Annotated in this window: 24 protein-coding genes; 15 read left to right on the forward strand and 9 right to left on the reverse strand. The window is 65.9% G+C overall.

The window, feature by feature from the left end; genetic code table 11:
• The first annotated feature begins 109 nt into the window (after positions 1–109).
• Both AC52GN_RS04785 and AC52GN_RS04790 read left to right on the forward strand, forming a co-directional pair.
• Entirely contained in the window at positions 110–487 is a 378-nt protein-coding gene (locus tag AC52GN_RS04785) for a response regulator (RefSeq protein ID WP_003164449.1), read from the forward strand.
• Complete coding sequence (locus AC52GN_RS04790) at positions 484–1,800, forward strand: PleD family two-component system response regulator (RefSeq protein WP_496528336.1); 1,317 nt, start codon at positions 484–486, stop codon at positions 1,798–1,800. The genes AC52GN_RS04785 and AC52GN_RS04790 overlap by 4 nt, the downstream gene beginning before the upstream one ends.
• Positions 1,801–1,937: 137 nt before the next feature.
• Here AC52GN_RS04790 and rpmG read toward each other — a convergent pair whose 3' ends face one another.
• On the reverse strand, positions 1,938–2,105 hold the full coding sequence (rpmG, locus tag AC52GN_RS04795; RefSeq protein ID WP_003164451.1) for a 50S ribosomal protein L33: 168 nt from the start codon (positions 2,103–2,105) through the stop codon (positions 1,938–1,940).
• Between the two features lie 126 nt (positions 2,106–2,231).
• Here rpmG and AC52GN_RS04800 point away from each other — a divergent pair, with 126 nt between their 5' ends.
• Entirely contained in the window at positions 2,232–2,846 is a 615-nt protein-coding gene (locus AC52GN_RS04800; RefSeq protein ID WP_496528337.1) for a hypothetical protein, read from the forward strand.
• Between the two features lie 18 nt (positions 2,847–2,864).
• Here AC52GN_RS04800 and AC52GN_RS04805 read toward each other — a convergent pair whose 3' ends face one another.
• Together AC52GN_RS04805 and rnr are read right to left on the reverse strand one after the other, a co-directional pair.
• Positions 2,865–3,572 (reverse strand): NUDIX hydrolase, encoded by a 708-nt coding sequence (locus AC52GN_RS04805; RefSeq protein WP_453989306.1) that lies wholly within the window; start codon positions 3,570–3,572, stop codon positions 2,865–2,867.
• A 178-nt stretch (positions 3,573–3,750) separates the two neighbouring features.
• Complete coding sequence (gene rnr / locus AC52GN_RS04810) at positions 3,751–6,066, reverse strand: ribonuclease R (protein ID WP_496528338.1); 2,316 nt, start codon at positions 6,064–6,066, stop codon at positions 3,751–3,753.
• A gap of 110 nt (positions 6,067–6,176) precedes the next feature.
• Between rnr and AC52GN_RS04815 the strand changes: the two genes are divergently transcribed.
• The 3 genes from AC52GN_RS04815 to AC52GN_RS04825 are packed head-to-tail and all read left to right on the forward strand — an operon-like array spanning position 6,177 to position 10,048.
• Complete coding sequence (locus AC52GN_RS04815; protein WP_496528339.1) at positions 6,177–7,580, forward strand: pyridoxal-phosphate dependent enzyme; 1,404 nt, start codon at positions 6,177–6,179, stop codon at positions 7,578–7,580.
• A 4-nt stretch (positions 7,581–7,584) separates the two neighbouring features.
• Positions 7,585–8,748, forward strand: coding sequence for a cystathionine gamma-synthase (locus AC52GN_RS04820; RefSeq protein ID WP_496528340.1), 1,164 nt, complete (start codon positions 7,585–7,587; stop codon positions 8,746–8,748).
• A gap of 55 nt (positions 8,749–8,803) precedes the next feature.
• Positions 8,804–10,048 carry a mechanosensitive ion channel family protein gene (locus AC52GN_RS04825; RefSeq protein ID WP_496528341.1) on the forward strand — a complete coding sequence of 415 codons (1,245 nt, stop codon included), beginning with the start codon at positions 8,804–8,806 and terminating at the stop codon, positions 10,046–10,048.
• Positions 10,049–10,132: 84 nt separating this feature from the next.
• Here AC52GN_RS04825 and AC52GN_RS04830 read toward each other — a convergent pair whose 3' ends face one another.
• The 4 genes from AC52GN_RS04830 to AC52GN_RS04845 all read right to left on the reverse strand — a co-directional run bounded on the left by AC52GN_RS04830 (position 10,133) and on the right by AC52GN_RS04845 (position 12,439).
• Positions 10,133–10,345, reverse strand: coding sequence for a cold-shock protein (locus AC52GN_RS04830; RefSeq protein ID WP_003167329.1), 213 nt, complete (start codon positions 10,343–10,345; stop codon positions 10,133–10,135).
• A 175-nt stretch (positions 10,346–10,520) separates the two neighbouring features.
• Positions 10,521–10,727, reverse strand: a complete 207-nt coding sequence (locus tag AC52GN_RS04835) for a hypothetical protein (RefSeq protein WP_291781507.1) — start codon at positions 10,725–10,727, stop codon at positions 10,521–10,523.
• 54 nt (positions 10,728–10,781) lie between these two features.
• The gene (locus AC52GN_RS04840; RefSeq protein WP_496528342.1) at positions 10,782–11,474 is read right to left on the reverse strand and encodes a TorF family putative porin; all 693 of its coding nucleotides are present in this window, start codon (positions 11,472–11,474) and stop codon (positions 10,782–10,784) included.
• A gap of 38 nt (positions 11,475–11,512) precedes the next feature.
• On the reverse strand, positions 11,513–12,439 hold the full coding sequence (locus tag AC52GN_RS04845; RefSeq protein WP_496528343.1) for an NAD(P)H-dependent flavin oxidoreductase: 927 nt from the start codon (positions 12,437–12,439) through the stop codon (positions 11,513–11,515).
• 425 nt (positions 12,440–12,864) lie between these two features.
• Here AC52GN_RS04845 and queF point away from each other — a divergent pair, with 425 nt between their 5' ends.
• From queF to AC52GN_RS04865, 4 genes are all read left to right on the forward strand, one after another.
• Positions 12,865–13,326 (forward strand): preQ(1) synthase, encoded by a 462-nt coding sequence (gene queF / locus AC52GN_RS04850; protein ID WP_496528344.1) that lies wholly within the window; start codon positions 12,865–12,867, stop codon positions 13,324–13,326.
• 91 nt (positions 13,327–13,417) lie between these two features.
• Positions 13,418–14,320, forward strand: coding sequence for a macro domain-containing protein (locus tag AC52GN_RS04855; RefSeq protein WP_496528345.1), 903 nt, complete (start codon positions 13,418–13,420; stop codon positions 14,318–14,320).
• Complete coding sequence (locus AC52GN_RS04860; protein ID WP_496528346.1) at positions 14,311–15,294, forward strand: DarT ssDNA thymidine ADP-ribosyltransferase family protein; 984 nt, start codon at positions 14,311–14,313, stop codon at positions 15,292–15,294. Before AC52GN_RS04855 ends, AC52GN_RS04860 begins: the two co-directional genes overlap by 10 nt.
• Positions 15,295–15,328: 34 nt before the next feature.
• Positions 15,329–16,186, forward strand: coding sequence for a DUF817 domain-containing protein (locus AC52GN_RS04865; RefSeq protein WP_496528347.1), 858 nt, complete (start codon positions 15,329–15,331; stop codon positions 16,184–16,186).
• Positions 16,187–16,357: 171 nt separating this feature from the next.
• On the opposite strand, the gene AC52GN_RS04870 is transcribed toward AC52GN_RS04865, so the two are convergent.
• Positions 16,358–16,960 carry a nitroreductase family protein gene (locus tag AC52GN_RS04870; RefSeq protein ID WP_496528348.1) on the reverse strand — a complete coding sequence of 201 codons (603 nt, stop codon included), beginning with the start codon at positions 16,958–16,960 and terminating at the stop codon, positions 16,358–16,360.
• Positions 16,961–17,005: 45 nt separating this feature from the next.
• Here AC52GN_RS04870 and AC52GN_RS04875 point away from each other — a divergent pair, with 45 nt between their 5' ends.
• From AC52GN_RS04875 to AC52GN_RS04885, 3 genes are all read left to right on the forward strand, one after another.
• Positions 17,006–17,635, forward strand: a complete 630-nt coding sequence (locus tag AC52GN_RS04875) for an NUDIX domain-containing protein (RefSeq protein WP_496528349.1) — start codon at positions 17,006–17,008, stop codon at positions 17,633–17,635.
• A gap of 29 nt (positions 17,636–17,664) precedes the next feature.
• Positions 17,665–18,486 carry a serine O-acetyltransferase gene (gene cysE / locus AC52GN_RS04880; RefSeq protein WP_496528350.1) on the forward strand — a complete coding sequence of 274 codons (822 nt, stop codon included), beginning with the start codon at positions 17,665–17,667 and terminating at the stop codon, positions 18,484–18,486.
• Positions 18,487–18,594: 108 nt separating this feature from the next.
• The gene (locus AC52GN_RS04885) at positions 18,595–18,801 is read left to right on the forward strand and encodes a DUF3126 family protein (RefSeq protein ID WP_291781529.1); all 207 of its coding nucleotides are present in this window, start codon (positions 18,595–18,597) and stop codon (positions 18,799–18,801) included.
• Between the two features lie 81 nt (positions 18,802–18,882).
• Here the strand turns inward: AC52GN_RS04885 and AC52GN_RS04890 are convergent, their stop codons facing one another.
• Positions 18,883–19,509 (reverse strand): hypothetical protein, encoded by a 627-nt coding sequence (locus AC52GN_RS04890; RefSeq protein ID WP_496528351.1) that lies wholly within the window; start codon positions 19,507–19,509, stop codon positions 18,883–18,885.
• Between the two features lie 82 nt (positions 19,510–19,591).
• On the opposite strand from AC52GN_RS04890, the gene AC52GN_RS04895 reads away from it, so the two are divergent.
• Both AC52GN_RS04895 and AC52GN_RS04900 read left to right on the forward strand, forming a co-directional pair.
• Entirely contained in the window at positions 19,592–20,557 is a 966-nt protein-coding gene (locus tag AC52GN_RS04895; protein ID WP_496528352.1) for a 50S ribosomal protein L11 methyltransferase, read from the forward strand.
• A gap of 66 nt (positions 20,558–20,623) precedes the next feature.
• Positions 20,624–22,450, forward strand: a complete 1,827-nt coding sequence (locus tag AC52GN_RS04900) for an aminopeptidase P family protein (protein ID WP_496528353.1) — start codon at positions 20,624–20,626, stop codon at positions 22,448–22,450.
• Positions 22,451–22,482 lie beyond the last annotated feature (32 nt).

Consider the following 22,482-nt stretch of genomic DNA (forward strand, 5'->3'; position numbering starts at 1 on the left):
TCCTCAGCTTCACGTCAACTTAAGACTGACGCGGCCACAGTGCACCCAAGAAGGCGTAACAGCCCGACGCGAAAGCGGATGAACAAGAGGCGCAACGGCCGGGTGGCGGATGTCCAAGAAGGTCCTCATCGTCGAGGATAATGAGCTGAACATGAAGCTTTTTCATGATCTGCTCGATTCCCAGGGGTATGAAGTGCTGCAGACCCGCGAAGGGCTGCAGGCGCTGGCGATTGCGCGCGAACACCGCCCCGACCTGATCCTGATGGATATCCAGTTGCCGGAGATCTCGGGCCTTGAAGTCACCAAATGGCTCAAGGACGACGAAGAGCTGAACCATATCCCCGTCATCGCCGTTACAGCCTTCGCCATGAAGGGTGATGAGGAGCGGATTCGCCAGGGGGGCTGCGAAGCCTACATCTCCAAGCCGATCTCGGTCATCTCCTTCCTGGAGACGGTGCGCAGGCACCTTGGTCAGGGGGCGGCATGAGTGCGCGGATCCTGGTGGTCGATGACGTCGAGGCGAACGTCCGACTGCTCGAAGCCAAGCTGACTCTCGAATACTACGACGTCCTGACCTGCCATGACGGCGCGACGGCCATCACCCTGGCGGGCGCCGAACAGCCGGACCTGATCCTGCTGGACGTGATGATGCCCGGCATGGACGGCTTCGAGGCCTGTCGTCGGATCAAGGCCGAAGCGGAGACGCGCCACATTCCGGTGGTGCTGGTGACGGCGCTGGACGGCCGGCATGATCGCATCAAGGGGCTGGACGCCGGCGCCGACGACTTCCTGTCAAAACCGCTGGACGATGTGATCCTCATGGCGCGGGTCCGCAGCCTGACCCGCCTGAAGATGGTCATGGACGAACTGCGCGAGCGCGAGGAAAGCGGTCGCCGGGTCGGCGTCGACACCGGCGGCGTGGCGCGGCTCAAGGGGTCGGGCGGGCGTGTTCTGATTGTCGATGACAATACGCTTCAGGCTCAGGTGATGGCGCAGGAGCTGTCGCTGGAGCATCGCCCCATGATCGAGCCGTCGCTCGAGGCGGCGCTGGAGACGGCGCGGGGCCCGGTCGACCTGGTGATCGTCAATGTGACGTCCGAACGGTTCGACGGCCTGCGGTTGATCGCCCAGCTTCGGTCCAAGGAGCCGACGCGCCGACTGCCCATCCTGGCTCTGGTGGACACTCAGGACCGGGCGCGTCTGCTCAAGGCGCTGGAGCTGGGCGCGCATGACATTCTGACCCGCCCCGTCGATCCCGAGGAACTGGCCGCGAGGGTGCGCACCCAGGTGCGGCGCAAACGCTATGGCGACTTTCTGCGCCAGAAGCTGGACCACAGCCTGGAGATGGCGGTCACTGACCCGCTGACGGGCCTGCACAACCGACGCTACATGAACGGTCAGCTGGACGCCCTGGTGGCGCGCGCCAATCGCGGCGGCGATCCGGTGGCGGTGCTGGTGCTGGACATCGATCACTTCAAGGCGGTCAACGACAGCCTGGGCCACGACGCGGGCGACGAGGTGCTGCGCGAGTTTTCGGTGCGGCTGGCGACCAATGTGCGAGCCGTGGACCTGCCGTGCCGGTTCGGCGGCGAGGAGTTCGTCGTGGTCATGCCCGGCACGACGCTGGAGGACGCCCATCGCATCGCCGAGCGAGATCCGTCGCGACGTCGGCGCCTCGCCCTTCCGCATCCTGGGCGGCGAGCCGTTGAGCATCACCGTTTCGGTCGGCGTGGCGGCGACCAGGGGCGCGGACGACACGCCGGCCTCCCTGCTGAAGCGCGCCGACGAGGGCGTCTATGAGGCAAAGAAGGCCGGCCGCAATCGGGTGGTGGCGCGCGCGGCCTGACGGCCTCGGCCTTATATGGCGGACAACGAAAAACGCCCGGTCCTGCGACCGGGCGTTTCGAGTCTTGCAGATTCAAGCGGGGGCTGAGCCCTTACTTGATCTTGCCTTCCTTGAACTCGACGTGCTTGCGGACGACCGGGTCGTACTTCTTGACGACCATCTTTTCGGTCATCGTACGGGCGTTCTTCTTGGTGACGTAGAAGAAGCCGGTGTCAGCGGTGGAGTTCAGGCGGATCTTGATGGAAGCCGGTTTGGCCATCGGAATTACCTCTGCGACGGCGAAAGCCGCTTGAAATAAGAGGCGCGGAACATACTCAGGACAGGCTCAAAGTCAACGGTTTCGATGTCACGTTGAGCGAGGCCGCGAGAGCGGTAGTATTTCGCCATGAAAACGCCCCACTTCAAGCCCGCCCACGCCCTGTCCGCCGCTGTCATCGCCGCCGGACTGGCGCTTTCCGCCTGCTCCTCCGAGCCCGCCGCGCCGGCTGCGGCGCCGGCCGAAGCTCCCGCCACGGCCCAGGACGCCTTCTTCGCCAATCTGACCGAACTGTGCGGCCAGCGATTCGAGGGCAAGGTCGTCACGACCGAGGCCGCCGACTCGGATTTCGCCGGCAAGCGCCTGCTGATGCATGTCCGCGACTGCTCGGCGGACGAGATTCGCATTCCCTTCTGGGTCGGCGAGGACCGTTCGCGCACCTGGGTCGTGACCCGCACCGAGTCGGGCCTGCGCCTGAAGCATGATCATCGCCAGCCGGACGGCAAAACGGACCCGCTGCACTGGTACGGCGGCGATACGGCGAACGAAGGCACGGCCGAGCGTCAGGAATTCCCGGTCGATCAGGAATCCATCGACCTGTTCAACGCCAACGACGCCTCGGTCTCGACGACCAACGTCTGGGCGATGGAGATCCATCCCCAAAAGACCTTCAGCTATGAGCTGCGTCGGCCGAACCGCCATTTCCAGGTCGATTTCGATCTGACCAAGCCGGTCGCCGAATAAGACGGCGAGGCCGCCGCGTCAGTCCTGATGGTCGATGACGTGGCGGCCGCGCACCATGTGCACGAAGGGCAGGGGGCGCTGCGGCGTCTCCAGCCGCTCGGCGACCTCGCCCAGCACGAAGCGGGTGATGGCGGGCAGATCCAGCCCTTGCGCCTCTTCCAGCGGAATCCAGGCGATCTCGTCCAGTTCGCCTGAGCCTTCGATTCGGTCGGGATCGCGCAGGGCCTCGACCGGGGCCATGAAGAAGCGGGCGTCGAAACGGCGCGTGCGGCCCGGGGGCGTGATGGCGCGCGCCACATAGGACAGGACCGACAGGTCGGGCAGGGCGCCGGCCTGGCGATATTCCCGCCACGGCCCGGCGACCGAGGCGGTCGGCGCGGCGCGGCCCAGGATCAGACCGGTCTCCTCAAAGGTCTCGCGCACGGCGGCCAGGGCCAGGGCGCGGGCGCGGCGGGCGGGCATCTCCGCCTCCAGCCGCCGCGCGACGTCAGGCGACAGGGCGCCGTTCGAGGCGGCGGTGAAGTCGCTGCGTTCGATACGGCCGCCGGGGAACACCCATTTCGAGGCCATGAAGACATGGCCGGGCGCGCGGCGGCCCATCAACACCTCGGGACGTTTTTCGCCGCGGGTCAGGATCAGGGTGGCGGCGTCCTTGGGGCGCTGGGCCCCGCCTACACGCGGCGCATCGGCCAGATCCTGGGCCGCGTCGAAGGGGCGGGGGTTCATCGCAAAAACTCCTGCCTTCTCCCCATCGGGGGAGAAGGTGGCTCGCGGAGCGAGACGGATGAGGGGGACGCTTGCTGCGTCCTCAACGTCTGTCGTCCCGCCTGCGGATACAGCCCCCTCATCCGAGCGCCTCCGGCGCCCACCTTCTCCCTCGAGGGGAGAAGGGACGTGATATTCCTCACCGTCGCTTGCCCTTTCTGACGCCCTTCAGGCCGCCGGAAGGCTTGGCACCGTTGCGGGGCTTGGGACCGCCTGGACGGCCCTTGCCGCGCTTGGGCGGGCCGTCTCCACCGCGTCCGCGCATGCCGTAGCGCGGGGCAGGGGCGTTGGGATCGCGCGGGTCCGGTTCGGACAGCATTTCCAGCACCAGACCGCCGGTGACGGGCGTGGCCTCCATCAGCCGCACCTCGACGCGGCGGCCCAGCGGGAACCGCTTGCCGCTGCGCTCGCCGACCAGGGCGTGGGCGCGGTCGTCGTGGGTGAAGTACTCGTCGCCCAGCGTCGAGACGGGGACCAGGCCGTCGGCGCCCGTCTCGTCCAGCCGGATGAACAGGCCGAAGCGGGTCACGCCGGTGATGCGGCCGGTGAAGGTCGCACCGACGTGCTCTTCAAGGAAGGCGGCGATGTAGCGATCCATTGCATCGCGCTCGGCGGCCATGGAGCGGCGCTCGGTCTCGGTGACATGATCGGCGATGCCGCCCAGTTCGGCGATCTCGCGGTCGGTCAGGCCGTCCGAGCCCAGCTTCAACCCCCGGATCAGACCGCGATGGACGATCAGGTCGGAATAGCGCCGGATGGGCGAGGTGAAGTGCGCGTAGCGGTCCAGGTGCAGGCCGAAGTGGCCGACATTCTCGGGGCTGTAGATCGCCTGCATCTGGGTGCGCAGGACGACTTCATTGACGACCTCGGCGTGCGGGGTGTCGCGGGTCTCTTCCAGCAGTTTGTTGAAGCGCTTGGTGTTCGGCGCCTCGCCCTTGTTCCACGGCTTGCCGATGGTGTGCAGGAAGTCGGCCAGGTTAAAGATCTTTTCCTGACTGGGCGCGTCGTGGACGCGATAGATCAGCGGCGTGTGCGTCTTCTCCAGCGTCTCGGCGGCGCAGACGTTGGCCTGGATCATCATCTCTTCGATCAGGCGGTGGGCCTCCAGCGACTTGCGCGGTTCGATGCCGGCGATGCCGCCGTCGGGCGACATGATGATGCGGCGCTCGGGGCTTTCGATGGCCAGCGGGCTGCGGCGCTCGCGGCCCTTCAGCATGGTGCGATAGGCGTTCCACAGCGGATAGAGGATGGCCTCCATGATCGGCCCGGTGGCGTCGTCCAGCAGGCCGTCGATGGCGGACTGCGCCTGTTCATAGGACAGCTTGGCGTGGCTGCGCATCAGGCCGCGCGTGAACTTGTGCCCGGTCTTCCGGCCGTCCTTGTCGAAGACCATGCGCACGGCCATGCAGGCGCGGTTCTCGCCCTGCTTCAGGCTGCACAGGCCGTTGGACAGCACCTCGGGCAGCATCGGCTCGACCCGGTCGGGGAAGTAGGTCGAGTTGCCCTTGGCCCGCGCCTCGCGATCCAGCGCCGTGTTGGGGCGCACATAGGCGGCGACGTCGGCGATGGCGACCCAGACGATCCAGCCGCCCGCATTGGCAGGGTCTTCGTCGCGCTCGGCATAGACGGCGTCGTCATGGTCGCGCGCGTCGGCCGGGTCGATGGTGATGAAGGGGACGTGGCGCAGGTCTTCGCGCCCCTTCAGCGTCGGGACGGCCTGATCCTCGGCCTCGTGCTCCACAGCCTCGGAGAAGCCGGTCGGCACCCCGTGGGCGTGGATGGCGATGATGGAGGCCGCGCGCGGGTCGTCCTCGCGGCCGATGTTCTCCAGGATCTTGCCGCGCTTGGGGCCGTAGCGATGCTCGCCCTTCTCGACGGCGGCCAGCACCAGATCGCCGTCGCGCAGGTCCGTCGCGTGGGCTGCGGGCACCAGCAGCACGTCCTTGGAGCGCTTGTCGACCGGCTCAACCCGCGTCTCGCGCCCGCCCTTGCGGATGACGCCCAGCACGCGGTTGGTCCCGGCGTCCAGCCGCTTGACCAGGCGCGCCTCCCAGCCGTTGACGCCCCGGCTGAACTTGACCAGCAGGCGGTCGCCCATGCCGGGCGCCGGGCCGCGCCCCTCGCGATCGGGCATCAGGACCGCGCGCGGCGCATCCTCGCTGCTCTTGACCAGTTCGACGTAGAGCTCGCCGTCGGCGTCGCGGTCCACCACGTCGACCACCCCGACCGGGGGCAGGGCGCCGGCTTCGGAAAAGCCTTTGCGGCCGCGCTTGCCCAGGCGGCCCTCGGCCTCCAGCTCCTTCAGCATCTCGCGCAATTGTCGGCGCTCGGCGCCTTTCAGGCCGAAGGCGCGGGCGATGTCGGCCTTTTCGGCTTCTCCGGCCTCGCGCAGGAAGGCCATCAGGGATTCTTTGTCGGGCAGGCCCGCAGCGGGGCGTTTCGGTGTCTTGACCATTGCGCCCTTTCTAACGCGCTTCGCGGCGAAAGGGTGAAAACTTGCATGAGTTGACCGCGACGGTGCGGACGCCCAGCTTCATTCGAAACCGTGCAACGGAGCCTGCCTTCATGTCGATGACCGACGCCCCTGTTCTCAGCCGTCCGGCGAAGAGCCTGCTGGACCTGATCGGCAAGACGCCGATGGTCGAGGTGACGCGGATCGACACCGGCCCCTGCCGCCTGTTCCTGAAACTGGAGAGCCAGAATCCGGGCGGCTCCATCAAGGACCGCATCGCCCTGTCGATGATCGAGGCGGCCGAGAAGGCGGGCTGGCTGAAGCCCGGCGGCACCATCGTCGAGGCGACGGCAGGCAACACCGGTCTGGCCCTGACTCTGGTCGGCAAGCAGAAGGGCTACAACGTCCTGCTGGTCATCCCTGACAAGATGTCGAAAGAGAAAATCCAGCACCTGCGGGCCATGGGCGCCGACGTGCGCCTGACCCGCTCGGACGTGCCGCACGGCCACCCCGAATACTACACCGACATGGCCGAGCGCCTGGCCCAGCAGATTCCGGGCGGCTATTTCGTCAACCAGTTCGCCAACGACGCCAACTCCGAGGCCCACTTCAGGACGACCGGTCCCGAGATCTTCCAGCAGATGGACGGCGACATCGACGCCTTCGTCGCCGGTATCGGCTCGGGCGGCACGATCACGGGCAACGCCCGCTATTTCAAATCGCAGGGCTCCAAGGCCAAGATCATCCTCGCCGACCCAGTTGGCTCGGCGCTGGCGGGCCTGATTAACGAGGGCGTGCCGGGGCCGGACGGCAGCTATACGGTCGAAGGCATCGGTCAGAACTTCATGCCCGAGACGACCGATCCCGACCTGATCGACATCGCCTATTCCATCCCCGACGCCGAGGCGATCGCCACGGTGCGCGAGTTGCTGCTGAAGGAAGGCATTCTGGCGGGATCGTCGTCGGGCACCCTGATCGCTACGGCCCTGCGCTGGTGCCGCGAGCAGACCGAGCCGAAGCGGGTCGTGACCTTCGTCTGCGACACCGGCGCCAAATACCTGTCCAAGGTCTACAACGACGCCTGGCTGGCCGATCAGGGCCTGGCCGAGCGCGAGCTGCACGGCGACCTGTCGGATCTGATCAACCGCAAATACGCCGCCGGCGATGTGGTGGTGATCGGGCCGGAAGATACCCTGGATACCGCCTTCAAGCGGATGCGCGGCGACGGCCTGTCGCAACTGCCGGTCATTCAGGACGGCCGTCTGGTCGGCATTCTGGACGAGAGCGACATCGTCCACATCATGAACACCGACGACATCACCCGTCAGGAGCGCTTCGCCAAGCCCGTGGCCTCGGCCATGACGCGCGATCTGGACACGCTTCAGGTGACGGAATCGCTGGACGCCCTGATCCCGGTCTTCGACCGCGACCGCGTCGCCATCGTGCTGGACGGCGAGACCTTCGTCGGCCTGATCACCCGCACCGATCTGATCAACCACCTCAGCCTGAACCGGTAAGAGCATGGCAGACCTGAAGAACAGCCAGGGCTTCTCGACCCGCGCCATCCATGCGGGCCAGCAGCCGGACCCGACGACGGGCGCGGTGATGACGCCGATCTACGCCACCTCGACCTACGCTCAGGAAAGTCCGGGCGTGAACAAGGGCTATGAATACGCGCGCGGCAAGAACCCGACGCGCGAGGCGTTCGAGGCCTGCATCGCTGATCTGGAGGGCGGGGTTCAGGCCTTCGGCTTCGGCTCGGGCATGGCGGCGACCTCGACGGCGCTGGAACTGCTGGACGCCGGGTCGCACATCATCACCGGCGACGACCTTTATGGCGGTTCATGGCGGCTGTTCGAGCGGGTGCGCCGTCGGTCGATGGGGCTAGACTTCAGCTACATCGACCTGACCGATCTGACGGCGGTCGAGGCGGCGATCACCGAAAAGACGCGGATGCTGTGGGTCGAGACCCCGACCAATCCGCTGATGAAACTGGCCGACATCGAGGCCCTGTCGAAGATCGCCAAGGCGCACAAGCTGATCCTGGTGGTCGACAACACCTTCGCCACGCCGTGGAGCCAGCAGCCGCTGGCCCTGGGCGCCGACGTGGTCATGCATTCGGCGACCAAATATCTGAACGGCCACTCCGACATCGTCGGCGGGGTTCTGGTCGCCAAGGACGCCGAGATGGCGGCCCAGCTGAAGTTTCTGCAGAACTCCATCGGCGGCGTCATGGGGCCGTTCGACGCCTTCCTGGCCAATCGGGGGCTGAAGACGCTGGGCCTGCGCATGAAGGCGCACAATGAGAACGCCCTGGCCGTCGCGCGTTGGCTGGAAGATCGCAAGGGCGTCGCCAAGGTGCTCTATCCGGGTCTGGTCAGCCACCCGCAGCACGAACTGGCCGCGCGGCAGATGAACGGCCGCTTCGGCGGCATGGTCACCCTGCTGATCGACGGCGATCTGGAGCGCACGAAACGGGTGCTGGAGCGGGTGCAGGTCTTCACCCTGGCGGAATCGCTGGGCGGCGTGGAAAGCCTGGTCAATCACCCGGCCATCATGACCCACGCCAGCGTGCCGAAAGAGGTGCGCGAGGCGGGCGGCGTCACCGACAATCTGATCCGCCTGTCGGTCGGGGTCGAGGACATCGACGACCTGATCGCCGACCTGGACCAGGCCATCGGCTGACGCCGATTGACGCGCCGGGGTTCAAAACTCCGGCCGTCCTGCCTAGGCTGGGCCCATGTTTGATTTCATCGCCATGCGTGATCGCCTGGCGGAGTTCCCGACAGCGGAGATGCTGATCGGGCTCTGTCTCCTCGTTCTTCTTGCCTTCGTCGCGGACTTTGTGGTCCGCCGCATCCTGACCCGGCTGATCCTGCGCATCGTCGGGCGCGCGGTGCATGATCTCGACGCCCTGTTGCAGCCGGTAGTGCGCAGCTTCACTCGCGTCGTCCCGGCCATCATCATCCATCAGGGCATAGGCGGCGTGCAGCACCTGTCGACGGGCGCCGTCACCCTGATTCAGAACGTGGCCGGGGCCTTCATGATCGTGGCCGTGGCCATCGGCGTCGGCGCGGGTCTGGACATGGCCAACGCCCTCTACGTTCGCTCGCCGCGCGCCCACCGCCGCAGCATCAAGGGCTATCTGCAGGTCCTGAAGATCGTCATCTACGCCATCGCCACCATCCTGGTGATCGCAGCCCTGATCGACCGTTCGCCGCTGCTGCTGCTGTCGGGACTGGGCGCGCTGGCGGCGGTGCTGATGCTGGTGTTCAAGGACACGATCCTGTCGCTGGTGGCGTCGGTTCAGTTGAACTCCAACGACATGCTGCGCGTCGGCGACTGGATCGAGATGCCCCAGTTGAACGCCGACGGCGACGTCATCGACATCGCCCTGCATACGGTGAAGGTGCAGAACTGGGACAAGACCATCACCACCATCCCCACCTGGCGGATGATCAACGAGTCCTACAAGAACTGGCGCGGGATGCAGGAAAGCGGCGGTCGCCGCATCAAGCGGGCCCTGCTGATCGACCAGACCAGCGCGCGCTTCCTGACTGAGGCCGAACGCGACCGGATGCGGCGCTTCCTCCTGATCGACGACTATCTGGCCGACAAGGCCGCCGAGATGGCCGACTGGAACGCCAAGCTGGTCGAGGCCGGGCGCGATCCGGTCAATATGCGGCGCTCGACCAACATCGGCGCCTTCCGCGCCTATGTGCAGAACTATCTCGAGAACCATCCGCGCATCCGTCAGGACATGACCCTGCTGGTGCGTCAGTTGCAGCCGACGGAGACGGGACTGCCGCTGGAGATCTACGCCTTCACCGCCACGGTGGCCTGGGCCGAGTATGAGGCGATCCAGGGCGATATCTTCGACCATCTGCTGGCGATCCTGCCCGAGTTCGGCCTGCGCCTGTTCCAGTCGCCCAGCGGGGCGGACTTCGGCCAGCTGCGCTCGCCGCCGGCCATGGAGCGGGCATAGAAAAAGCGCGCAGGGTCGCCCCTGCGCGCTCTGTCCTTTTCCTGGCCGCCCGTCATCGCTGACAGGGGCGGCGAGGGGGCTGGATCAGCCTTCGGTCTTCAGTTGACCGGCCGATTCCTTGCCCGAGCGACGGTCGCGCTCGATTTCGTAGGAAACCTTTTGGTTTTCATCCAGGCCGCGCAGGCCAGCCGCTTCCACGGCCGAGATGTGGACGAAGACGTCCTTGCCGCCGTCATCCGGCTGGATGAAGCCGTAGCCCTTGGTGGAGTTGAACCATTTCACAGTGCCGGTAGCCATTTTCAGGACCTCCGCTAGAAGTTGGCCTCAGAGAACGTCCCTGAAGACCTGTCGGGTCTGTATGGATCGGCTTAGACCTCGGTGCGCGGGGCAGAAGGCAGAGCGTTACGCAGAGAGATCGACCGTCATAGGGTGAACGGTCCCGGCGGCTAAAGCAAGGCGTACGAAAAGATCGTCAGCTTTCAACGGCCTGCGTCGGCGCCGACCAGTTTTCCTGGCACAGTTTGCGCAGGGCGTTGGTGATGGTGGAGCCGTACAGGGCGTCCTGAATGCGGTCGTAGCCCTCGCTCTTCAGGGCCTGCTTGACCTCTCCCACCGTGCGGCAGGCGCCGCTTTCAGCCAGCTGGTACGCACGTTCGAGGGTCGTCGGGCGGAATGTCATGCGCCAAGCTTAGGCCCATTGGTCGGAAAAGGCCAAAGCCTCTGTCCGCCTCGGTCAGAAGTAGACGCTGATCCCGGCGACCAGGGCGTCGGCGTACTGCTCGCCCGGCACCTTGGCGTTGGTGCCGTGCCAGCGCAGTTCGGCCTCCAGGTTGGCGGTGAGGGCGTAGGTCGCCCCGATGTTGTAGCCGGTGTAGTCGACGCTATTGTCCTGCTCGCGGCGGCCGACCTCGGCTGAGACGTTCAGCTTGTCGGTGAAGTCCCAGCCGCCGCGCAGGGCGACCCAGGTCCAGGCCTTCACCGAACCGGCGCCGTCGGGCGAGTGCTGCAGCCGCAGGCGGGCGCTGGCCGGGCCGATCGAGCGCTTCATGTCGGCCGTGAACTCCCAGGCGTTGGCGTCATAGCCGGGGTCGGCGTCCACCCGCCACTTGTGCGCGACGTTCAGGTCGAAATCGAAGCCGCCCCACTGCGGACGCGCGCCGCCGGTCAGCTCCAGCTCCAGGTCCGAGCCGCCGCTCTTGATCGTTTCGGCGGCGGGGCTGACGTAGAAGAGGCCGCTTTCGCTTTCCCATTCCGCCGCGCCCCAGACGAAGGGATCGCCGTCCGATTTGGAGGCGTCCTTGGAACGGTTGTCGCTGCCGGCGCCGGCGCTGAAGCTCCAGCGGCCGGGCATGTCCTGCGCCTGGGCCGTCGAGGCCAGGATCAGGAGCGGGGCGGTCGCCAGAAGGGCGGTCGTCAGGATGCGCATGAATCGGCCTCGAAAGGGGTGAGCTTCGAGGCCGCTTCCTAGAGACGCTTCTTGTCGAATTTATCACAGGCTTGCGAAAACTCGTCCGTCAGCCGAGCGACAAGCTGAGCCGTGGTCGGCACGTCGTGGATGGCGCCCGAACCCTGGCCCGCCGACCAGACGGTCTTCCACGCCTTGGCCTCCTCGCCCATGTCCAGCTTGTGCTCGGGCAGGGACTTCGGGTCGATCCGGTTCTCGATCAGCGAGGGCGTCAGGAAGTTGGCCGGAATGCCGGACACCGCCGGGGTGTAGGTGATGTCCGCCGAGCCCGACTGGACGATCAGCTCCTTGTAGTGCGGCTGGGCCGCGCTCTCGGTCGTGGCGATGAAGCGGGTGCCCATATAGGCGAAGTCGGCCCCCATCATCAGCGCCGCCGCTACGTCCTGACCGGTCGACAGGGCGCCCGCCAGGATGATGGTGCCGTCATAGAAGCGGCGCACCTCATTGATCAGGGCGAAGGGGTTGACCACGCCGGCGTGCCCGCCCGCGCCGTTGGCGACCAGGATCAGGCCGTCGACGCCCGCCTCGGCCGCCTTGCGCGCATGACGCACATTGGCGATGTCGTGGAAGACCACGCCGCCATAGCCGTGCACCGCGTCCACAACGTCGCGCACGGCGCCGAGCGAGGTGATGATCAGCGGCACCTTCTCCTCGACCGAGACCATCATGTCGGCCATCAGGCGCGGGTTGGTCGGGTGGACGATGTGGTTGACGCCGAAGGGGGCGGCGTCGGGCGTCAGGCGCGCCTTGATCTCGTGCAGCCACTCCCGATAGCCTTCGGTCGTGCGCTGGTTCAGCGAGGGGAAGGTCCCGATCACGCCCGCATTGCAGGCCTCGACCACCAGATCCGGCCCGGACACCAGGAACATGGGCGAGGCGATCACCGGCAGCTTGAGGCCGGACTGCAGGGAAGCGGGAATGGCCACGGGTCGTCTCTCCTGAGTTGCTTTTGGCTACGCTAACCGGCTGTCGTCAGGGAAGGCAATCAATGATCGTGTCTCTGATTTCGCTCAGACCCTCCAATCCCGCTCATCCCCGCGGAGGCGGGGACCCAGTGCTTTGGCTGTAAGCTCCGCGCACAAATCAGAGGGCGCCTGTTCACGCGCGGAGCCTGAGGCTCTTGCTGGGTCCCCGCCTCCGCGGGGATGAGCGGATTTTGGCTGGCGCGCTCCGAGTGGAGGCCCCTCAGAAAAAAGAGAGTCCAATTCGTCTGAATCGTCTGAAATCCCCGACGCCGCACGGCCGTTCTCCCCTCGGCCGGAGCGCAGTCTAGCACGGGTGAAGCAGGGGGATGGCCGATTGCTACGGGGGCGGCGTTTTCTTTGGCGGGGCGAAGGCCTAAATGGCGGGCATGACCCACTATACCGACAGCCTCAGCCAGCTCGGCGTCCAGACCGCCGCCCCGACGAACCCGGAAGAGGCGGTGCTGGAGCGCGTGCCCAATCCGCACGCCGACACGCTTTATGTGGCGCGCTTCACCGCGCCGGAGTTCACCAGCCTGTGCCCGGTGACGGGCCAGCCCGACTTCGCCCACATCGTCATCGACTATGTGCCCGGCGACTGGCTGGTCGAGAGCAAGAGCCTGAAGCTGTACCTGACCAGCTTCCGCAACCACGGCGCCTTCCACGAGGACTGCACCGTCGCCATCGGCAAGCGCCTGGCCGAACTGCTGGAGCCGAAATGGCTGAGGATCGGGGGGTATTGGTATCCGCGCGGCGGCATCCCCATCGACGTCTTCTGGCAGACCGGCGCGCCGCTGGAGGGCGTGTGGCTGCCGGATCAGGGCGTGGCGGGGTATCGCGGGCGGGGGTGAGGGTGTGCTAACATGATTGGTGCTCGTTGAGATGAGGAGTTCTCCAACCCACCAGCGAAGCCAAGTTGAAGAATCGAGTTACGCTTCCCCCATGCTGACCTATCGTCGCACCAGTGTCATGGATTCACCCGCTCAGACGTTGGTCAACACCGTCAATTGCGTCGGGGTGATGGGAAAAGGCATCGCGAAGGCGTTTAAGGATCGCTATCCGGCGATGTTCCTGGCCTACAAGCGCATATGCGACGATAATCTCCTAGAACCTGGCAAGCTGTGGCTCTGGCAGGGGGCAGACCATTCCGTCTTGAATTTCCCCACAAAGGTGCACTGGCGACATCCCTCCAAGATTGAATGGATTGAACTAGGCTTAAAAAAATTTGTCTCCTCATATGAGGCGCGTGGGATCACCTCAATTTCGTTTCCTCGTTTAGGATGTGGAAATGGAGGGCTCGATTGGGATGATGTGCGGCCGCTAATGGAGCGCTATCTCGCGCCCCTACCCATCGACATTTTCATCCATGATTATGAAAAGCCGATCGGAATTCCAGAGCATTGGGATGAGGTCGCTAGAACAGCGCGCGCTCTCAGCGGACCCTTGCTCGTGTTTGACGATTTCCTCGCCCAGATGAGCGAGGTTATCGATTTTGCCGATGGTCGGTTTGCAATTCTCACGTCTGGTCAACCGTTTACAGCCAGTCTGGATGATGCGGCCTTGCATTTGAATAGCGATGAAGCGGTGTCCGAGCTTGAGATCGAAGCGCTTCGCGGTGTCTGGCTCAGTCTCGCAGCCGGTCTTGTTACGACGCAGGATGCAGGTTGGTCCGACACTGGTAGTGGTCCAATGGTCCTGTCTTTGCTTAGCTCTCTTCCTCAAGTCAGAGTGCTGGAAATTCAAAAGAGCAATCGATCTGAAGCTGAAATAGCTTTGGAGTTAAAGCGCCATCCGAATACTGAAGTACCTTTGCCGGGCGGGCAACAGGAGTTGTCATGGGGTTGAGCGCTGCGGCTGCCGAAGCGCACATCGCCAAGTGGACAGAAGAATTGCGAAAGCCTTTCTATCCGCATCGCGTTTTTTGGCCGTCGATGTTGTTTCATCATGCTCCCGTACAAAATGCGGCCAGCATTATACAGTCAGGCGAAATTCGCTCTCGACGCCATACGGAAGGGCAGCGCCCTCTCGATGTTGCTGGCGCAGGAGTGATTGATCATCGGCAACGAGCGCACGATTTTTCTAGGCTTTATTTTCGGCCGAGAACTCCGACGCAATATCACATCGAGGGCATTCGGCGAGCGAACGAGTGTCAGTACGGAGCGGCAGCGCATGCTCCAGTTCTTGTAATGTTTGCTTTGGATGCGCGGTCCATACTCACGATGCCGAGTACGCGATTTTCAGACATTAATATGCAGCGGGATGATGCTCGTGACAGCGATACAGAAGAGTTCTTCTCAAATATAAATTTCTCAAAAACCTATCACGAGGGTGGATTTGGCGGCGATGCCTCAATAGCCAATCACCGTGCTGCAGAGGTTCTGTGCCAGTCTCCCTTGTTGTTAGTTGATCATTTGAAGTGGATTGTTTGTCGCTCTGAAGCTGAGCGCGAAACCTTGATTTATCTTGCGGGAGAATCTGCCCGAGCTTTGCGCCCTAAAATCATAACTTCTGATGATGGTAAGGTATTTGAGAAACGATTTGCCTTTGTGGAAAAGGTTTACGCCTCACCGGAAGGAGTCACATTCACTTTGAACCCACGCCACGACTGGGCGGCTTTGAAAGTGCGGGTCGAGGTTTACAGCGAGGGAATGCAGCTCGTTTTTGACGAGACGTACAATGGTCTTCCTGCGCGCCCGACAAGCGGTGGTAATTGGATATCAAAGGTCAAACTTGATGACGGACTTCACCGAGTTCAAATCCACATTGATGATTACCTTGCTTACCAAAACTTGCTCTACGTAGGTGAAGCTCTATTCTAACGCATCTCTAAAATGCGGTGGCTAGATTCTGCCCATGACCCCGTCCAGCCGCCTCCCGCTCGAAGCCTGGGGCCGTCGCTTGATGACCCGCGCCGAGGCGTGGGCCGACCGGTCGCGGCCTCGCCGGTACGCCTATGAGTTCCTGTGGTTCGGGCTGAAGCAGGGGTGGGCATGCCTGTTCGGCGGGGCGATGCTGGCGCTGATCCTGGGGACGTTTCTGTTCTGGCCCGATGAAGCGCCGCTGGCGCGCTATGACTTTCTGGTGCTAGGGGCGCTGGGGATACAGGCGCTGATGCTGGCCTTTCGGCTGGAGAGCTGGGAGGAGGCGCGGGTCATCTTCCTGTTCCATGTCGCCGGGACGATCATGGAGCTGTTCAAGACCTGGCACGGGTCGTGGATCTATCCCGAGGAGTCGCTGCTGAGGATCGGCGCCGTGCCGCTGTTCTCGGGCTTCATGTATGCGGCGGTGGGCAGCTATATCGCGCGGGTGCAGCGCATCTTCCATATCCGGGTGCGGAACTATCCGCCGCTGTGGACGACGTGGGTGCTGGCGGCGGCGATCTACGTCAACTTCTTCGCCCATCACTGGCTGCCGGACATCCGGCTGGCGCTGTTCGCGGCGACCGCCCTGCTGTTCGGGCGGGGATGGTTCTGGTTCACCGCCGACCGGACGCGGCGGTCGATGCCGCTGCTGCTGGGCTATGGGCTGGTGGCGCTGTTCATCTGGTTCGCGGAGAACCTGGGGACGTTCGCGCGGGCCTGGGTCTATCCGGGGCAGGAGGGCGGATGGGAGATGGTCAGCCTGAACAAGCTGGGGGCGTGGTTCCTGCTGATGATCATCTCGGTGGTGCTGGTGTCGATCGTGCACCGGCCGGAGGAGGAAGGGCGCTGATCCTCGCTCTCGTCATCCTCCGGCGAGCGTAGCGAGACCGGGGGACCCAGCGGCGCCCGTGAGGGCGAAAGCTGCACGCTCGACGGCTGTTGTAACGATCGCCTTCGGCGCCGCTGGGTCCCCCGGTCTGCGCCGCTGTGCGGCTTGCCGGAGGATGACGGAAAAAGAGGGTTACGCTCGCCGCTCGACCTTGTGCTCCAGGTTCGGGCGGGGGCGTTCCAGCGGGGGCTCGGACAGGGAGCCGACGTGGATGAAGCCGGCGATGCTCTCGCCGTCCTCGACGCCGAACAGGGCGACGGCGGCGGGGTCGTAGGCGTACCAGTCGGTGATCCAACTGGCCGAATAGCCCAGGGCGTTCGCCGCGTGCTCAAGGTTCATGCAGACGGCGCCGGCGGACAACTGCTGCTCCCACACCGGAACCTTGTGGCCTTGAATGGGGGTCGAGACGACCAGGATGGTCAGCGGCGGGTTGGCCAGCTTGGCCAGGGCGGCGATCTCCTTGCCGGTGCGGTTCTGGGTTTCGCCCAGGGCGGCGAGGGCCTCGGACAGGTCGGCGCGGCTTTGCAGGCCCAGCACGACGAAGCGCCAAGGGAAGAGCTTGCCGTGGTCCGGCGTGCGCGCGCCCAGCAGAAGCATCTGCTCGATCTCGGCGTCCGAAGGGCCGGGCAGGGCCAGCGACTGGGCCGGCGCCGAGCGGCGCACGGCCAGGCGCGACAGCAGCTCTTCCGAACGGACGGGCAGGGGCAGGGGGGCGGACAGCTCTGACGGGCTCATGGCGGATAGCTAGGCTTTCGGGACGGGCTGCGCCATAGCAGGGGCATGAGTCAGATCCGCGACATCAAGCCTCGCTGGGCCGAGGGGCTGCCCGACACGCCGCCGTGGCGCAGCCTGGGCGACAGCGTTCTGGTCGACACGCCCTGGATGCGGGTGACGCGCCATCCGGCCGTCGCGCCGACGGGGGCCGAGGCCGACTATGTGGTCGTGCGGCCGCGGAACGTGGGGACGGGCGTGCTGCCGCTGCATGACGACGGAACGGTCAGCCTGGTGGGCCAGCACCGCTTCGCCCTGATGCGCTATTCGTGGGAGATGCCCGAGGGCGGGGCGCCGGAGGGGGAAGACCCATTCGAGGCCGTGAAGCGCGAACTGGCCGAGGAGGCGGGGCTGACGGCGCAGCACTGGCGCGCGGCGCTGGACGTGGACCTGTCCAACTCCATCACCGACGAGCGGGCGATGACCTGGGTGGCCTGGGGGCTGGAGGCGACCGGGACGGCGCCGGACGAGACGGAGGTCTTTCTGTCCGCACGCGTCCCCTTTGGCGAACTGATGGCCGAGATCGAGCGTGGGGCGGTGCGCGACGGGCTGACGGTGGCGACGGCCTATCGCGCCTACCATATGGCGCGGGAGGGCGAACTGCCGGCCGCGCTGGCGCGCGCCATGCTGGGCGCGTAGGATCGCCGCCTGAAGTCGAAGGAAGCCTGATGGCCAAGCTGGAAGTCGTGCCGAAGCAGCCGGACCTGTGGGCGCAGTTGCGCGCCGCCGCCGAGGACGCCGCGCGCGAGGAGCCGCGCCTGGCGTCGCAACTGAACGCGGTCGTCCTGGCGCACGAGGATTTCGCCGGGGCGCTGAGCTTCCAGATCGCGCGCAAGCTGGGCGACGCGGAACTGGGCGCCATGACGGTGCGCGAGGTGGCGTTGTCGGCCTTCGCCGCCGATCCGGGCATCGTCGCCGCCGCCGAGGCGGATTTGAAGGCGGTGCAGGAGCGTGATCCGGCGATCCGGTCGCTGTTGCAGCCCTTCATGTATTTCAAGGGGTTCCAGGCGCTGCAGGCCTGGCGCGTGGCGCACTGGCTGTGGCAACAGGACCGCGACACCCTGGCCTTCCATTTCCAGAGCCGGATTTCGGAGCTGTTCCAGCTGGACATCCACCCGGCGGCGCGGATCGGCTCCGGCGTCTTTCTGGATCACGGCACGGGCATCGTCATCGGCGAGACGGCGGTGGTGGGCGACGAGGTGTCCATGCTGCACGCCGTGACCCTGGGCGGGACCGGGGCCGAGCGCGGCGACCGTCACCCGAAGATCGGGCGCGGCGTCCTGCTGGGAGCCGGGGCCAAGGTGCTGGGCAACATCACGATCGGCGACTACGCCAAGGTGGCGTCCGGCTCGGTGGTGCTGAAGCCGGTGCCGGCGGGCTGCACCGTGGCGGGGGTGCCGGCCAGGCTGGTCAACTGTCCGACCGACGCCACGCCCGCGCGGACCATGGACCATACGCTGTCCGACATCGTCTATGATTTCGTGATCTGAGAGGGCGCGTCTGTGGACGCCTGACGCGCGGGCTTCCCAAGGCGGGGCGGCTTCTCTAGGGTCCGCGGCCAACGACATGCGCCCCGGCGCCAAAGCGAGGCTACCCCCGTGAAAGAATCCGATCTGAAGCGCGTCGAGACGCACCTGAAGCGCACCTTCAACCACGGCGGCGTCAAAGTGAAGGCCCGCAAGGTCGCGGACTCCGCCGAAGTCTATGTCGATGACGAGTTCATCGGCGTGGTGTTCGAAGATGAGGACGAAGCCGGCTCCTTCATGTTCGAAATGGCCATCCTGGCGGAAGACCTGCCGGAATAGGCTGTCTCGACAATCGAGAATTGAAGAAGGCCGGAGAGGGCGTCCTCTCCGGCCTTACTTGCATTTGCGATCAGTCTTCGATCACCAGCCGAACAGACGGGCGAAGAAGCCCTTCTTCTTTTCGGGGGCGGGCGTGTCGACGGGCTTCACCGGCTCGACCGCCGCAGCGGCGGCGGCGGGCGCCGTGGCCTGAACGGGCGGCTCGACCGGCTCGGGCTTAGGCGCGGGCTTGGTCTCGGCGGGCGCGACGGGCGCCGGAGCCAGGGAGGCGGCGACCGGCGTCTCGACCGGGACCGGAGAGGCCGCCTTGGAAGCGGCGGGTTTCTTGGGCGCCGCAGCCTTCTTGGGCGCAGCGGCCTTGGCCGTGGCCGCCTTGGCTGTCGTCGTCTTGGCGGCGGCCGGCTTCTTGGCCGGGGCGGCCTTTGCGGCGGCAGGAGCCTTTGCGGCTGCAGGCTTCTTGGCGGCGGTCGCCTTCGCCGGAGCCTTCGTCGCGGCGGTCTTGGCGGTCGTCGCCTTGGCCGTAGCGGGCTTGGCGGCCTTGGGCGCAGCCGCCTTGGCGGGGGCCTTCGCCGCAGCGGCGGCCTTTACGGTCTTGGGCTTGGCGTCAGCTTTTGTCGCTGTCGCGCTCGACTTTGCCGCCGGTTTCGGCTTGGAAGCGGCGGAGGCCGCTTTCGCGGCAGGTTTCGTTTCAGACGGTGCTTTGGCCATAAACTCCCCGACCCCTCGTTGGACACGGGCGTGAGAACCAAGCCCGCACTGGCGATCTCGTCATTATAACGGTGTTTAAGAAATGTCCGAATCCGCAGTTCAGGTGATCGCGCGCGGCGATCGCGCCTCCGCCGAGGCCGCCGCCGCCGCCATCGACGCCAATCCCCTGCTGGAAGGCGCCACCTATTCCATCCTGGAAGAGGACGAGGACCGCAATATCTGGCGCATCGACGCCTTCCCCACGACGGATGAAGAGGCCGAGGGGATCGCCGAAATCCTGCGCGCCACGCCGGGGCTGGAGGTGATCGTCGAGAAGCTGGCCGACGCCGACTGGCTGGCCATGAGCCTGTCGGGCCTGCCGCCGGTCGAGGCCGGGCGCTTCTTCGTCTACGGCGCGCACGATCAGGGCAAGGTGCCTGAGGGCCGGGTCAACCTGAAGATCGACGCCGGCGCTGCCTTCGGCACCGGCCACCACGGCACGACGGTCGGCTGTCTGGAGGCGTTCGACAATCTGCTGAAGACCGAGACCTTCGAGAAGGTTCTGGACGTCGGCTGCGGCACGGGCGTGCTGGCCATTGCGGCGGCCAAGACGGGGTCGCCCATCGCCGTCGGCACCGACATCGACGAGCCCTCGGCCCGCATCGCCAATGAGAATGCGGCGATCAACGACGCCAAATGCGAATTCTACTTCGCCGACGGCCTGAGCGATGCGCGCATCGCCCAGCACGCGCCCTATGATCTGGTGTTCGCCAACATCCTGGCGGCGCCGCTGGTGTTCCTGGCGCCCGAGATCGGCGCGGCGCTGAAGACGGGCGGGGTCGCGATCCTGTCGGGCCTGCTGCGGACGCAGGAGGAGCGGGTGCTGGAGGCCTATCTGCCGCTAGGCTTCGTGGTGGAGCAGACGATCCATCATGATGCGTGGAGCGCGCTGCAGCTGCGGAGAAGTAGGCGCGAACTTCCTTCTCCCCTTGTGGGAGAAGGTGGCAGCCGAAGGCTGACGGATGAGGGGTTGCTGGACATCGAGGTCTGGCAACCTCTTTTGCGTTGAGAAACCCCTCATCCGCCCCTCCGGGGCACCTTCTCCCACAAGGGGAGAAGGGTGTAAGGACCCCTCATGCGCCAGACATTCGACGAAACCACCGATCCGTCCTTCGGGGCCAAGCACCTGCCTCTGCTTCGCGCGGAAATGGCCAAGCAGGGCCTCGACGGACTGCTGGTCCCGCATGAGGACGAGCACCAGAACGAATACCTGCCCGACGCCAATGAACGGCTGGCCTGGGTCAGCGGCTTCACCGGCTCGGCCGGGGCGGGCGTGGTGCTGAAGGATCGCGCGGCGGTCTTTGTCGACGGCCGCTATACGGTGCAGGCCAAGGCCCAGACGGACGAGGCCCTGTTCGAGCGCCAGCCGCTGAACAAGCTGGCCGACTGGCTGGCGGCCGTGCCGTCGGGTTCGGTGCTCGGCTATGATCCGCGCCTGCATAGCCCCGATGCGCTGGCGACCCTGCGCGCGGCGGTCGAGAAGGCCGGTGCGAGGCTGAAGGCGGTCGAGGCCAATCCGATCGATCTGGCCTGGGGCGACGCTCGCCCGGCCCAGCCGCAGGCGTCGGTGGTCCCGCACGAAGACCGCTATTCCGGCGAGGGCGCCGCATCCAAGCGCGCCCGCATCGGCAAGGCCATCGCTAAGGCCGGAGCCGAGGCCGCCGTGCTGACGGCGCCGTCGTCGCTGGCCTGGCTGTTCAACATTCGCGGCGGCGACGTGATCCGCACGCCCCTGCCGCTGGGACAGGCGGTGGTGAAGGCGGACGGGACGGCGAGCGTCTTCCTCGATCCGGCCAAGATGACGAATGAACTGCCCGGCTGGCTGGGCGACGCCGTGACGTTGGAGGCGCCCGAGGCGCTGCCCGCCGCGCTGGACGCCCTGTCGGGCCAGAAGGTGATGATCGATCCGGCCGTGTCCTCGGCCTGGTATTTCGACCGGCTGGAAGCGGCGGGCGCGACCATCGTGCGCGGCATGGACCCCTGCGCCCTGCCGCGCGCCCAGAAGAACGACGTCGAGATCGAGGGCAGCCGTCAGGCGCACATCCGCGACGGCGCGGCCCTGACGCGCTTCCTGCACTGGGTCGATACGGTCGCTCAGAAGACGCTGCCGGACGAGCGAGCGGTGGTCGAGGCGCTGGAGGGCTTCCGCGAAGCCACCGGGATGCTGAAGGATCTGTCCTTCGACACGATCGCCGGGGTCGGGCCGAACGGCGCCCTGCCGCACTACAAGCCGGTCGGGGCCAAGATCCGGCCGATGGAGGCGGGTTCGCTGCTGCTGGTGGACGGCGGCGGTCAGTATCTGGACGGGACCACGGACGTGACCCGCACCATGGCCATCGGCGAGGGCACCGCCGATCAGCGCCGGATGTTCACCCTGGTCCTGAAGGGCCACATCGCCATGGCCGTGATCCGCTTCCCGGCCGGGACCAGCGGGCGCCAGCTGGACGCTATCGCGCGCCAGCCGCTGTGGAACGCGGGCTTCGACTTCGACCACGGCACGGGCCACGGCGTCGGGTCGTATTTGGGCGTGCACGAGGGACCGCAGCGCATCGCCGGATGGGGCACGGATCAGCCGCTGCTGACCGGCATGATCCTGTCGAACGAGCCGGGTTATTACCGCGAGGGCGAGTGGGGCATCCGCATCGAGACGCTGCAGGTCGTCACGGCCCCGGTCCAGGTTCCGGGCGGCGAGCGGCCGATGCACGGCTTTGAGCAACTGACGCTGGCGCCGCTGGATCGCCGCCTGATCGACACAGCCCTGCTGACGGCGGACGAGCGGGCCTATGTCGACGCCTATCACGCCGAGGTTCTGGCCAAGGTCGGCCCTCTGCTGGCCGACGGCGTGCAGAAGGATGAGGCGGCGCTGGACTGGCTGAAGGCGCAGACGGCCCCCTTGAAATAAGGCCATACGGCGCCCATCTGAAGAGGGTCGGC

Source organism: Brevundimonas sp. SS2672 (genome assembly GCF_059579685.1).

Excerpts from the sequence above, each read along its gene's own strand:
- AC52GN_RS04785 (WP_003164449.1), top strand. The coding sequence starts at position 110 with ATGTCCAAGAAGGTCCTCATCGTCGAGGATAATGAGCTGAACATGAAG.
- AC52GN_RS04790 (WP_496528336.1), top strand. The coding sequence starts at position 484 with ATGAGTGCGCGGATCCTGGTGGTCGATGACGTCGAGGCGAACGTCCGA.
- rpmG (WP_003164451.1), bottom strand. The coding sequence starts at position 2,105 with ATGGCCAAACCGGCTTCCATCAAGATCCGCCTGAACTCCACCGCTGAC.
- AC52GN_RS04800 (WP_496528337.1), top strand. The coding sequence starts at position 2,232 with ATGAAAACGCCCCACTTCAAGCCCGCCCACGCCCTGTCCGCCGCTGTC.
- AC52GN_RS04805 (WP_453989306.1), bottom strand. The coding sequence starts at position 3,572 with ATGAACCCCCGCCCCTTCGACGCGGCCCAGGATCTGGCCGATGCGCCG.
- rnr (WP_496528338.1), bottom strand. The coding sequence starts at position 6,066 with ATGGTCAAGACACCGAAACGCCCCGCTGCGGGCCTGCCCGACAAAGAA.
- AC52GN_RS04815 (WP_496528339.1), top strand. The coding sequence starts at position 6,177 with ATGTCGATGACCGACGCCCCTGTTCTCAGCCGTCCGGCGAAGAGCCTG.
- AC52GN_RS04820 (WP_496528340.1), top strand. The coding sequence starts at position 7,585 with ATGGCAGACCTGAAGAACAGCCAGGGCTTCTCGACCCGCGCCATCCAT.
- AC52GN_RS04825 (WP_496528341.1), top strand. The coding sequence starts at position 8,804 with ATGTTTGATTTCATCGCCATGCGTGATCGCCTGGCGGAGTTCCCGACA.
- AC52GN_RS04830 (WP_003167329.1), bottom strand. The coding sequence starts at position 10,345 with ATGGCTACCGGCACTGTGAAATGGTTCAACTCCACCAAGGGCTACGGC.
- AC52GN_RS04835 (WP_291781507.1), bottom strand. The coding sequence starts at position 10,727 with ATGACATTCCGCCCGACGACCCTCGAACGTGCGTACCAGCTGGCTGAA.
- AC52GN_RS04840 (WP_496528342.1), bottom strand. The coding sequence starts at position 11,474 with ATGCGCATCCTGACGACCGCCCTTCTGGCGACCGCCCCGCTCCTGATC.
- queF (WP_496528344.1), top strand. The coding sequence starts at position 12,865 with ATGACCCACTATACCGACAGCCTCAGCCAGCTCGGCGTCCAGACCGCC.
- AC52GN_RS04855 (WP_496528345.1), top strand. The coding sequence starts at position 13,418 with ATGCTGACCTATCGTCGCACCAGTGTCATGGATTCACCCGCTCAGACG.
- AC52GN_RS04860 (WP_496528346.1), top strand. The coding sequence starts at position 14,311 with ATGGGGTTGAGCGCTGCGGCTGCCGAAGCGCACATCGCCAAGTGGACA.
- AC52GN_RS04865 (WP_496528347.1), top strand. The coding sequence starts at position 15,329 with ATGACCCCGTCCAGCCGCCTCCCGCTCGAAGCCTGGGGCCGTCGCTTG.
- AC52GN_RS04870 (WP_496528348.1), bottom strand. The coding sequence starts at position 16,960 with ATGAGCCCGTCAGAGCTGTCCGCCCCCCTGCCCCTGCCCGTCCGTTCG.
- AC52GN_RS04875 (WP_496528349.1), top strand. The coding sequence starts at position 17,006 with ATGAGTCAGATCCGCGACATCAAGCCTCGCTGGGCCGAGGGGCTGCCC.
- cysE (WP_496528350.1), top strand. The coding sequence starts at position 17,665 with ATGGCCAAGCTGGAAGTCGTGCCGAAGCAGCCGGACCTGTGGGCGCAG.
- AC52GN_RS04890 (WP_496528351.1), bottom strand. The coding sequence starts at position 19,509 with ATGGCCAAAGCACCGTCTGAAACGAAACCTGCCGCGAAAGCGGCCTCC.
- AC52GN_RS04895 (WP_496528352.1), top strand. The coding sequence starts at position 19,592 with ATGTCCGAATCCGCAGTTCAGGTGATCGCGCGCGGCGATCGCGCCTCC.
- AC52GN_RS04900 (WP_496528353.1), top strand. The coding sequence starts at position 20,624 with ATGCGCCAGACATTCGACGAAACCACCGATCCGTCCTTCGGGGCCAAG.